Source organism: Enterococcus sp. AMC1157, assembly GCF_058216555.1.
The window spans coordinates 1,093,916-1,106,180 of record NZ_CM177099.1; the positions used below are offsets into that span (position 1 = coordinate 1,093,916).

The window sequence follows — 12,265 nt, forward strand, 5'->3', positions numbered from 1 at the left end:
TGGTTTTTTGATTACTTCTCTCCCACCGTATTTTTATATTCTTGAACGGTATAAGCTTTCGTATCCACTTCGTATTTCTTGTTTTTAGTCATTCCTGTAGCATTTGCGCCACCTGTATCAACCATCTTCCCCCAACCTTTTAGAGGATCTTTGCCTTGTGCTCTCAGTTTTGCATTTTTAATCCGCAGTTTTTCGATTTTCTGTAATTTGCGTTCTTTTCTTTTTTCAACCAACTGTTCAAACATATGATCATTCCTCCTATAAAAGTTATTCTCATTCTATCGTAACAAGAAAACAGAAGCTTTACATCAGACTTTTGGAGGAATTTATAGCATCGCTAAGGATTGTTTACTAGTAGGAGCTGGATACAACTGATCAATCATCGCCAATTCTTCTTTGGTTAAGCGAATGTTTGCTGCTTGAATATTGCTGAGTGTATGCTTTAAATTACTGGATTGTGGAATGGCCAACGTTGCACCATCACGAATACACCAAGCCAATAAAATTTGAAAAATACCTGCTTGATGCTGATTCGCAATCTCTTGTAGAATTTTTTGTTTGGTTAAACCATCTCCTAAGCTATCTCCCTGAGCAATTGGTGAATAAGCCATCATCGGTATCTTTCGCGCCTGCATATAAGGTAAGAGATCAAATTCAATCCCTCGTTCACCCAAATTGTACAGAACTTGATTACTTTGGCAATTTTCTCCATTAGGAACCGCCAACAATTCTTCCATGTCGGCTACATCTAAATTAGAAACACCCCAAGAACGAATCTTACCGGCTGCTTTGGCTTTTTCCATCGCTTCAACCGTTTCAGCTAAAGGAATATTTCCTGTCCAATGTAGCAGATACATATCTAAATAATCTGTTCCTAAACGTTGTAAACTTTTATCTAAACTAATCGGCAGTTGTGTAAGAGATGCATTCCAAGGATAAACTTTAGAAACTAAAAACAACTCCTCGCGGGAAAATGGCTGAATCGCCTCTCCCACTAATCGTTCAGAGTTTCCTTCTCCGTACATCTCCGCAGTATCAATTACCTGAACGCCAGCTTCAATGCCACCACGTAAAGCGGTAATTTCTTGTTCTCGCTTGTGTTCATCATCTCCCATATGCCAAGTTCCTAAACCAATCGGCAAGACTTCACGTTGATTAAACTGCATTTGTTCTTCCCTTCTTTCTTGAATTAATTCTCTATGTAGTATACGTTAATACAAAATGAAGGGATTTGCAAAAATTGAAAAAAATTCCAACCTTTTCCCAACCTCCGTCGTCTAATAGATAGAAACACAGAAAGAAGGGATGCGCCGTGAAAATTGTTCGTGCACAAACAAAAAAACAAGCCTCTTTTTTAGAAGAACAGCTGAAGGATAGTTATGCGCAATTATACAAAACAGCTTTTCTCTACGTAAAAAATGAAGCCGATGCTCTAGACATCGTCCAAGAATCTATCGTAAAAATTTTGAATAAGATATCCACTTTGAAACAACCGGAATACTTCACGACTTGGGCAGTGCGCATCGTGATTTGGACCGCTATTGATTACTTAAGAAGTAATCAACGTATTATTCCTGTGGAAGATTTCCCAGAAACTAGTTCTTTGCAGCCTCTATCAGCAGAGGATCATTTAGATATCCACACGGCGATTCAGCTACTTCCACAGCATTTACAAGAAATCACTATTTTGCATTATTTTTATGGCAAAAAATTAAAAGAAATCAGTGACGTGTTTAATGAACCACTTGGCACAGTCAAGTATAAACTACGGGAAGCTCGGCTCCTTTTAAAAGACTATCTAGAGGAGGAAAAATAATGAAATTGAATAAAACTTGGCAAGAGGAATGGGAAAACATCGAGGTACCAAAAGAGAAAGTTCTTCAACGAATTGAAGAAACCTTTAAACAAGAAAAAAAGGCAACTAAAATCAACCATAAAGTAAAACAAGCATTTAAACGACCACTGTATCGGAATAGCCTACTTGTTGCAGCAGCAATTCTACTAGTCTTTGGTGCCAATCAACTCTTATCCAGTCGTTACCGCAATGATTTCTCAGGTACGTCTAGTCAATCAAAAACAGAATGGATTGGAGAAAATGCCACTGACCAAGATGCAGCTGTCGAACAAGATTGGGAAGAGGAAGCAGAAATTTCTAATCCAATTGAACAGCCCTCAGTAGATCAACCTGCCCTTCAAGGAGATAAGATTGCTTACTTTTATAATCTTATCAAGGAAACCACTACTTTTGATGAAGATACACAAAAGATTCAACAAGTGACTGATCAATTAGGTGGTTATATCGAAAGTTCTTCAATTGAAACTCGCAGCTATTCTGTTAACAATGAACGGTCAGGATTTTTTACTCTTCGTATTCCGACAAATGAAATCATCAATTTTGCAAAAGAATTGGATGCTTTAGGAGTGACCGTCAATGAAAGTATGTCGTCACAAAATTATTCGTTGGAATACGCTGATAATGAAAGTCGTATCTCTGCCTTACAAGCTGAAGAAGACGCCCTCCTTTCCATGTTAGAAAAGAGCGAAAGAATCGAGGATGCTTTACAGATTCAATCACAGCTCTCAGAAATTCGTGGTGAAAGAGAAATTCTTACCAAATCCAATCGTGTGATTGATAACAGAGTTGATTTTTCAACTTACTCTATTCAAATCAATGAGATCACTACTATTCAACAAAATGAAAAAAGCGATTCCGCTTTTACTAAAATTAGAAATAACTGGCGCAAACAATTACTCGCATGGCAAGAATTTTTCGTCAACACTGGAATTTTTCTAGCAAGTAACGTTGTCTATCTAATTGCAGGTATCGCTGTAGTTGCCTTCATTTTCTATCGTAGAAAAAAACGAGCATCAAAATAAAACATCTGAACGAGTCACTGATTGTTCCTGACTCGTTCAGATGTTTTTATGTGTTTAATAAATCAATTCAAATAAATCTTCGTTTTCAATATTTCCGAAGTATTTCTTCACCTCAATCGCATCAACGACTTCTTTCAAAGCAGTTCTTTCATACTTTGTCCCTACTAAAGCATCTTCAACATCTTTGATTTCACCTAAACCAAAGAAATCTCCATAAATTTTAGCATCGGTAATTTTTCCTTCTGCCACATTTAAACGCACTTCAATCGAACCAATCGGGAATCGCTTGCGACGTTCAATATCAAAAGCAGGTGATTTTCCATAATTCCAATCCCAGTTTGCATAATAGTTTTCTGAGATTTCTTTGACTTTGTCCCAATCTTGATCTGTTAACGTATAGGTTTCAATTTCATCTACAGAATCCACACCAAAAATTTTCAACAAAATTTCTTGGCTAAATTCAACTGTCGTCATATCTTGATTTTCAGCTGGTAAAAATGGTTTGATGTTCGTTACACGAGAACGAATCGATTTAATTCCTTTTGACTCAATTTTATCTTTACGAACTTTTAATGAATTCACGACCTCGTTGACATCACTGTCAAACATGATTGTTCCATGAGCAAACATTCGTCCATTTGTTGCATACATCGCATTGCCTGAGAATTTCATGTCATCAATCACTAAGTCATTGCGACCTTTTAATTGCGCACCCTCTACTCCCAAATCATGTAAAGCTTGGACAATTGGTTTAGTTACTTTTTCAAAATCACGGAAAGAATCTCCATCGTCTGGCATGATAAAGCTAAAATTTAAGTTTCCTTCGTCATGGTAAACAGCACCACCACCACTAAAGCGACGAACGACATGGATTCCCTTTTCATCTACATACTCTTTATTGATTTCTTCAATAGTATTTTGATTACGACCAATGATAATTGATGGTTCATTAATATAGAAAAGTAAGATGGGTTCATCTACCTTCATTTCTTGTAATAAAAATGTTTCAATAGCTAAGTTCACTCGTGGGTCTCTTAAATCATTGGGTACAAAAATCATGGAAAGCATCCTCCTATATATTGGTATCTATTCTTTATAACCGAACTAAATGTCGAACGTTTTACCAATTGCGGCTAGCTCGACTGGCAATTCATCTTGCGCAGCTTGACTAGCTTCTAGGCGCAATTTTTCTAAATCTCCCTGTTGCGGTAAATGAGTTAGCACCAGTTTTTTTACTCCTGCTTCACGAGAAATTTCACCAGCTTCTTTAGAAGTAAAGTGGGCAATATGTTTTTCATTTCCTGCAAATAAATAAGTATCCGCTAAAAATAAATCTGCATCTTTAGCAAAATCAACAAAACTTTCTAAATAGCCAGAGTCTCCAGTGAATACAAATATTTTACCTGTACTATTTTCTACAAACCGCATTGCATAACAAACAACAGGATGAATCGTCTTCATAAATGTAACAGAAAACGGACCCAAATTCAACTGTTCTACTTTCAAATAATCATGACCTTCAGAAACATTTGGTAGACTTAAACGAGCCAAATTTTCTTGATCTTCTCCATGACCATAGATCGGTAAAACTGGACGTTCTTCCGTTTTCGGAAATAATTGCCAATAATGTTGTAATACACCAACATCCGCAATATGATCTGGATGATAGTGGCTCAAAATAACCGCATCTAATTCTAATGGACTAATTTCTTTTTCCAATTGAATTAAACTGCCACTACCAGCATCCAATAGTAAATTAAATCCTTCTGATTGTAACAAAAAACTTGTTGTTCCTTGACCTTTGTAAGGGTAGCCTCCCAAACACCCAATGACTGTTAATTTCATAAAACATTCCTCCTTGTTCGATTTCTGCAAAAATTCAATTTTGTACGAATTACTACTTCTAGTGTATAGCTTTAGATGCTCATTTGGCAAATAAAGTTAAGCTGATTCAAAAAAATTCGTGGACTGTTCTCAGAAATATTCGGCATAGGTGAAAGTGAGTTACAACAAATTAGGATACACACATTGAATATATAATTTAGGAGTATATTTTAGAAAAAATGAGTTCGTTCTTTGATTTTGATTCTTTTTTGAAGAATGCAAAATTGAATTCATACTTTCTCAAAGATACATTAATTCAGGGAAGATAAAAACAGTTCCAACATACACAAAGTACATTGGAACTGTTTGCTGATTCTAATTGAAACCAAACTTAATTATGTTGCCATAAATGGCGGATTTTGGATAAAAAACCTTCTTTAGAAGATTCTTTAACAATCGTGGTAACAAAAGCACTATTTTCCATAAAAATATCTTGAGCTGAAAAATCATTTCTTTCCGTTGCTCGTCTATAGAGTCCATCATTTTCTAAAATATATGCTTTTTTCTGATCTTTTTTAAAGGTCTCCAAGATGTTCAATAGCTCGTTTCTAGCTGCTCCTGTTACTGGTGTAGCAATTTCAATTCGCTGCAACATATTTCTTGTCATCGCATCGGCAGAAGAAATCCAAACACTGGCTTCTTTAGATTTACCAAAAGTAAAGGCATAAATACGACTATGCTCTAAAAATCGTCCCACAACACTTGTCACTTGAATATTTTCACTTAAATCAGTCACTCCTGGTCGCAAACAACAAGCACCCCGAACAATCAAATCGATTGGCACACCAACCTGACTAGCTTCATAGAGTTTGGTTATGATTGCCGTATCGGTCAACGAATTAATTTTAAAGCAAATATTTCCAGTACCTGTTTCTTGAAAATGAGTCATCACTGCTTGGATATTTTCAAGCAACATATCTTGAATACCATTCGGCGACACTGCAATTTGTTGATAATCTGGAACCGAACGATAACCACTCAAATAATTGAAAAAAGAGGTAATATCTTCAACGTAGACTTTTTTAGCTGTGAAGAAACTAATATCTGTATATAGTTTCGCAGATTTTTCATTGTAATTTCCTGTTCCAAAATGAGCGTATTGTTTAATATTGTTCTTCTCTTTTTTAACAATTAGTAAGGCTTTACAATGGGTTTTTAGATGCTGTAAACCGTAGCTGACATAACAACCCGCTTGCTCCAATTCTTGGACCCAATATAAATTGTTTTCCTCGTCAAAACGTGCCTTTAATTCTACTAACACAGTAACTTGTTTGCCATTCATTGCTGCTTTTTTCAGTGCGGCAATAACTCTAGAATTAGGTGCCACACGATACAAAGTTTGTTTAATCGCAATCGTGTTTGGATCTTCAGCTGCCTGTTCTAAAAACCTAAGAACAACTTCAAAAGAATCATAGGGGTGATGAAGCAATAAATCTTCTTTTTCAATCTTACGATAAAGGGCAACTCCCTTTAGTTCCTTATGAGCATTGCCCGAATACCTAGGAAAAGCAAGTTCTGGTAGTCTTTCAGCAAATTCATCAATCACCGGAAACAAGAAGGTTAAATCCAATGGTCCTGGAACCCAATACAAATCATAAGATTCCAATTGTAATTTTTCTGCCAAATAAAGAACACTTTCCTCAATACTTGGCGACCATTCTCCACTGATTTCTAAACGAGAAGGCAATCCTTTATTCCGTTCAATGACATATTCTTCCATTTGCAAATATAGTTCTTCATCTGTATCTTCTTGAAACTCTAAGTCCTTGTCATAAGTAATTCTGAAAAAGAATGAATGCTCAATCTCCCAACCGACAAAAATTTCCGATAAATAGTAGGCAATAATTTCTTCTAAATAAACATACGTATTTTTATTCGATAGCCGATGTAGTCGCTTAAACAAAGGAGGCAAAGGAACAATCGCTTGTCGAACCGTGTCTACTAAACGTAATTTAACAAAGAGATGGATACTTTTTTCAACAATTTTTGGGAAAGCATGATACACATCTAATCCAATTGGGGTAATCGCTGGGATCAATAATTCATGGAAAAAGTCTTCTACTTCTTGTCGTTCCTCACTTGGAAGATCTTTAACAGCTTGAATAAAATACTGTTGCTCTTCTAATTTTGCTATAAGTTCACTGTAATATTGATATTGCAGACGAGTATTGTTCAAATTGACTTCATATAGTTTTAACAGAACTTCTCTTTTGGTCCAACCTGTTCGGCGATCCTTTGATTCTGGTTTCAAACGAGCCATACTTTGAATACTTGGAACACGGACCATAAAAAATTCGTCTAAGTTACTACTGGCAATCGCCAAAAACCTCAATTGTTCGAGTAATGGATTGCTAGAGTCCCTCGCCTCTTGAATAACTCTCCGATTGAATAATAACCAACTTAAGTCTCGGTGATAAAAGTTTAAACTAGTTAAATCTGATGATCCCATATAAATGACCCCTTATTTTTTTACTTTATTTTGAAATCTAACACTACTTTTTTCTGTAAGACATTTTCCAAATGTTTCTTTTGACGATTTCCGCGATACGTTTCGGCTAAAGGATCAAAGGACCATTCAATGGCTAAAACATATTTATTTGCTTTTTCTGTCAATGAAAATGAACGAACATCATTCACACTAGTGACATTTAAAGCTTCCACAAATTTCGTTAATCCTCCCGCTCGTCGTAACAAACCTAACTCTTCTTCTGTGAACCACTTTTTAAAAGGTTTAGACAACAATTTGAAAAAAGATTTATTTTTGTAACTTGCTAATAAAGCCAAGGCAATTCTTTGCTTATGAGTAAAACCATTTAAATTACTATTGGCCAATAAATAAAATGAGTGGAACGGACTATCATCTTCTTCAATGGCAGAACCAATAAGATAAAGTTGGGCACCAAATGCAAGATAAGAAATCAATTTTTCTTTGTCTGCTGTTAAGATTTGTTTATCTGATAACTCTTTGACAAACAAATTCATCATCTCAATTCGCTTGTTTGAACGAGAGACATCCATTTGGTAGGTTTCAACAAAACGTTGCACACTGGTTTCTGCAATGTTTGTCGTAGTAAAGGCTTCAGGAAAATCACGATTGATTTCTTCCATCAACAAGCCCTCACGCAAGCCATTGTTACAGAAAATGAATTTTTTAGAATCCACTTGCTCCATTAAAGAAATAAACGTCAGATTCGCTGGAATAATAATATCTGCTCGATCCTTGCTTAACCCATCTAACGACTGTAATTCATCTAACGATAGTGAGGTAAATAAATCCAAAGTTTCCTTCATATCCTTTTGTTTCATCTCATATTGATGAATACCCACTACTGGATAATCCGTCATCTGTTCATGAACACTAGCGATATTTCGTGAACTTCCTCCGATGGCAATAATCGGAATCTCTTTTTTGACTAGCCAAGGTAAAGTCTCAAATTGCTCTTTTAAAAAATTTTTTACTTTTTTTAATGTGCCTTCTTCTCCAGGAAGATCGTCTTTAAAAAATTTATTTTTTAAAGTTACTACACCAAAAGGAAAACTATGACTGTCTACAATTTCATTGTCTTTGAAATAGGTGATCTCAGTACTTCCACCACCCATATCTACGGTATAACCTTCAGAAAAAGCAGTCGTTCTGGCGATGGCATATTGTCCATAAAAAGCTTCCTCTTCTTCCGATAGCAATCTCAAGGAAATTCCCGTCACTCTTTTGACGGTAGAAAGAACTTCTTCGCTATTTTTTGATTGGCGGATTACCGCAGTTGCAGTGGCAATTAATTTTTCCAACGGATAATGGGCTGTGATTTGGTTATAAACTTCCATCACTTCAATTAGCTTATCAATTCCTTCTTGAGTCAGTTCATTCTTATCATTTAAGTATTGATACAATCGAACAGGTAATTTTACATTTTGGACTTCGTTATACACCATTTGCGGTTGGATTTGATAGACCACCAAGCGTACTGTGTTAGAACCAATATCGATAATGCCGTAATAGGTATTTTTTTTCATTTTAATTCCTCCAAACTGTCTCAGTAAGCACAATCATTTTTATTATAGTATAGTTTTTTACGTTATTATAGAAATCCAAAGGTGAATATCGTAACGTTTCTGTAAATATTATGTTAACACAATTTACAACCCTTTTTCTTCAATGAACCACTACACTCTTACAACTTAAGGGAAAATCATTTGTAAAATAAAGGGAAATTCAACCCATCTCTCACTGTGTAATTCAGCCCCATTTTTGGCTTACGATATATCTTCCCTCTCAGTTGAACAAGGTATTTTTATTTTTCTATCTGACTAAAGAAACAATTTTTATCAAAAACCAGAAGAATAAAATGGAGAATATTCCCTTGTCGTGAGCTAAAGAGCTGAACGAATTACTCTGAGTTAGTGCGGTTAGCACACTTAATCAGTGTTTGAACGTCAGCAGACGAAGAGACTCCTCCGAGGCTCTCGTCGGTCTCTCACAACAAGGGAGTTTTCGGAAGTTTATTCTGGAGGTTTTATACCAAACTCAAATCAACTATCTAACAACTTCTAAAACAAAAAAAGCCTAATGAAAGATGTCTTAAAACATAACTTTCATCAGGCTATTTATCGCAATTAAAGAAAACTCATTTGAATTTTCTTAGTAACTTTTTAGTTCTTTGACTTTTTCATCGTCCAAACGGCGAACGACTTCTGTCACTAATTTTACAGTATTAAAGTAATCATCTTCATGAATAATTGATGTATGTGAATGCAGATAACGCACTGGCACAGTAATCGCTACAGACGGCACCCCATCACGAGTTAAATGCATTTGTCCAGCATCTGTCCCCCCACCAGTAATCACTGTATATTGGAAAGGAATCTCTAACTCTTCCGCCACTTGAATGACAAAGTTTAATAATTTTTTATGAGGAATCATCGACGCATCAAAGATTAACACTTGCGGTCCTTTTCCTAATACTGAATCTGCTTCTTTCGGTGTCATTCCTGGTGTATCTCCAGCGGTACCTGTATCCAATGCAATTGCAATATCTGGATTAACCAAATGCGTACTTGTTCTAGCACCACGCAAGCCAACTTCTTCCATAACATCACTTCCTGCAAACAAACAGTTCGGATGACCTTCTTTAGACAAGTTCTCTAATACGCGTAAAGAAACAGCTGTCCCAATACGGTTATCCCAAGCTTTAGCTAAAAGGAATTTGCTATCGTTCATGCGTTTATATTCAATATAAGGAGTTACCATATCACCAGGACGAATGCCCCAAGATTTCGCTTCTTCTTCACTAGAAGCACCAATATCAATAAACATATCTTTCACATCATATGGTTTTTTACGAGCTTCCATACTCAAAACATGTGGTGGTTTTGAACCAATTACCCCGTGGATAATTTTGCCAGCTTGGGTTTTGATTTCTACTTGTTGGGCCAACATAACTTGACCCCACCAGCCACCTAGTGTTTGAAATTCGATAAATCCTTTTTCAGTAATTTTAGTTACCATAAAACCAACTTCATCCATATGACCAGAAATAAAGACTTTTGGTCCGCCACCACTACCGGAATGTTTGGCAATCACGCTGCCTAAACCATCAAAAAAGATATCTTCGGCATATTCTTTGGCATATTCTTTAAATACTTCTCGGACTTCCTCTTCGTTTCCTGGAACTCCTCTAGCAGAAGTTAAATCAATTAACAATTGTTCTTCTTTTTTTAACATCTAAAAAACGCTCCTCGTCGTAATAAGTAGTTACCAAATAATTATACCATTCTACTTCCTGTATGGAAAAAGTATTTTTTTGATGTATGTGTCAATAGTTTTGCGGTAGAAATCTTTTACCATTATTGTTGTTAGATAGTTTAACCTTATTTTTGATTTTATTCTTTTGTCCGGTGCACTTGACAACGAGCCTCCGTCTTTGGATGGCCTGCCGTAAAAAACGCTTCACCATAGATGCGCCAGGCGAATCATTGTCATCCAAAGACGCTCATTATCAAGTGTTCGCAAGCCACCTCACTCTTTTACCCTTTGTTTAGTCTCGTCCTGAAAAAGCTCGTGCTAGTTTACTCATTCCTGTAGAAGATTTTTCGCTCCCAACAATTTTTACCTGATAGGCACCTATATGAGTTTCTCCTTTATTCCATTTTTTAGAAGTCGCTACTCGTACAGCTACTTGTTCTCGTTTTCTTTTTTCAGGTAAGGAAGGACTTGGCGACAAATCTGAAAGAAACCATTCATCTAACTCTTGATTCTTCAAGCTGGCAATGATTCGAAGCATTCCTTCGGCACCTTCGTTTGTCCAATATTTCCCTTGTCCTTTCATTCGGTAGGTATACTGTCTGTGATTGCTTTCGCAGGTACCGATGGTTTTACTTATTCCCTCAGGCAAATTTCGTTGATAGAATGGGCATATCGCTTCCCAATGGCGATCAAGATAGTTTCTTAACTTTCGAACGTGCTCTTGATTTTTAACTGTATCCAATTCGTCCACTAAGCAGCTTTCTGCCGTATCCATGATGACGTGCATTTTATCGTCATCATATTCCTTCCAAATTGCGTCCATCAAAGGCGCTTGGAGTCCTTTCAACCAACCTAAACGTTCTTTCACTTTTCGATTCACATGATACGCATCCAAGAAAAATTCATGTCGTTTACATACGCCTATCAATTCCTCGAACACTGCTTTTTCATAACCTGAACCACCATCACTATTGCTTAATACGACCGTTTCTGATAAATCATACATATTGCCTAGATACTCCATCATTTCCTTTAACGCGGTGAGACGATCCAATGAAACAAAATCTTTTGCATAGATTCTCTGTTTTCGATTCTTTCCGATTTCCACACTGCCTTCGCATACTTGGAAACGATGTCCTTCTAATCTTTTGTTATGTTTTCCTTTGAATATAAACCCATCTCCTTCGATGTATAATACTTTAGGCGTGCGTTTCAGTTGTTTCAATTCAATGTATCGTTCATCTGAAGTTTGTTGCTTTTTTAATTCTTGTCCTGCTTGATTCACCAGTTGGTTCAACTTCTGATGACTAATGGTAAACGGCGCAAATAAGTGAATCGCTAATTCGCCTGTACGGTAGGGAACTTTTGTCGCAAATTCACTTAGATTGCGAACAAGAAGAAGGCTATAACGACCATATTTCTGCCATCCCATGGTTTCATCAAGAGGATAGATTGGTGCTTGATTAGGTTGGATATACCGACGTCGAGTCAGTGAAACTTCTCCAAATGTTGTCACAATGGTACGTGGTAATTTCTTTTCGATTTGATAGCCTTTTTCTTTCATGATTGGAATCAACGACTCATCATATCTTTCAAATGCTTCTCCAACTATTGTTTTAACTGTTTTTTGAATATAAGCACCTAATTGTTTTTCTTTTGAAATATTGTCCATGTCATCCTTTAAAATAGCGACTAAATCATTTATAATTGTATCCATGAAGACCATCCTCTTTTTGTTATAGGCCGCGAAACCTAACATTAAGA

At 36.3% G+C, this 12,265-nt stretch carries 10 protein-coding genes; 2 read left to right on the forward strand and 8 right to left on the reverse strand.

Annotated elements, in window-relative coordinates:
- Positions 1-11: 11 nt before the first annotated feature.
- Positions 12-245 carry a hypothetical protein gene (locus AC4BBX_RS05405; RefSeq protein ID WP_490455423.1) on the reverse strand — a complete coding sequence of 78 codons (234 nt, stop codon included), beginning with the start codon at positions 243-245 and terminating at the stop codon, positions 12-14.
- 81 nt (positions 246-326) lie between these two features.
- Positions 327-1,166 carry an aldo/keto reductase gene (locus AC4BBX_RS05410; protein WP_490455424.1) on the reverse strand — a complete coding sequence of 280 codons (840 nt, stop codon included), beginning with the start codon at positions 1,164-1,166 and terminating at the stop codon, positions 327-329.
- Positions 1,167-1,312: 146 nt separating this feature from the next.
- On the opposite strand from AC4BBX_RS05410, the gene AC4BBX_RS05415 reads away from it, so the two are divergent.
- Both AC4BBX_RS05415 and AC4BBX_RS05420 read left to right on the forward strand, forming a co-directional pair.
- Positions 1,313-1,816, forward strand: a complete 504-nt coding sequence (locus tag AC4BBX_RS05415; RefSeq protein WP_490455425.1) for a sigma-70 family RNA polymerase sigma factor — start codon at positions 1,313-1,315, stop codon at positions 1,814-1,816.
- Positions 1,816-2,877, forward strand: a complete 1,062-nt coding sequence (locus AC4BBX_RS05420; RefSeq protein ID WP_490455426.1) for a DUF4349 domain-containing protein — start codon at positions 1,816-1,818, stop codon at positions 2,875-2,877. Before AC4BBX_RS05415 ends, AC4BBX_RS05420 begins: the two co-directional genes overlap by 1 nt.
- A 54-nt stretch (positions 2,878-2,931) precedes the next feature.
- On the opposite strand, the gene lplA is transcribed toward AC4BBX_RS05420, so the two are convergent.
- The 6 genes from lplA to AC4BBX_RS05450 all read right to left on the reverse strand — a co-directional run bounded on the left by lplA (position 2,932) and on the right by AC4BBX_RS05450 (position 12,218).
- Positions 2,932-3,936, reverse strand: a complete 1,005-nt coding sequence (gene lplA, locus AC4BBX_RS05425) for a lipoate--protein ligase (protein WP_490455427.1) — start codon at positions 3,934-3,936, stop codon at positions 2,932-2,934.
- Between the two features lie 45 nt (positions 3,937-3,981).
- Positions 3,982-4,722, reverse strand: a complete 741-nt coding sequence (locus AC4BBX_RS05430) for an MBL fold metallo-hydrolase (RefSeq protein ID WP_490455428.1) — start codon at positions 4,720-4,722, stop codon at positions 3,982-3,984.
- A 370-nt stretch (positions 4,723-5,092) separates the two neighbouring features.
- A complete protein-coding gene (gene ppk1, locus AC4BBX_RS05435; RefSeq protein WP_490455429.1) occupies positions 5,093-7,210 on the reverse strand; it encodes a polyphosphate kinase 1 in 2,118 nt (705 codons plus the stop codon).
- Positions 7,211-7,230: 20 nt separating this feature from the next.
- Entirely contained in the window at positions 7,231-8,772 is a 1,542-nt protein-coding gene (locus AC4BBX_RS05440) for a Ppx/GppA phosphatase family protein (protein WP_490455430.1), read from the reverse strand.
- Positions 8,773-9,397: 625 nt separating this feature from the next.
- Positions 9,398-10,480 carry a M42 family metallopeptidase gene (locus AC4BBX_RS05445; RefSeq protein ID WP_490455431.1) on the reverse strand — a complete coding sequence of 361 codons (1,083 nt, stop codon included), beginning with the start codon at positions 10,478-10,480 and terminating at the stop codon, positions 9,398-9,400.
- Positions 10,481-10,793: 313 nt separating this feature from the next.
- Positions 10,794-12,218, reverse strand: coding sequence for an ISLre2 family transposase (locus AC4BBX_RS05450; RefSeq protein WP_490453691.1), 1,425 nt, complete (start codon positions 12,216-12,218; stop codon positions 10,794-10,796).
- Between the last annotated feature and the right edge of the window lie 47 nt (positions 12,219-12,265).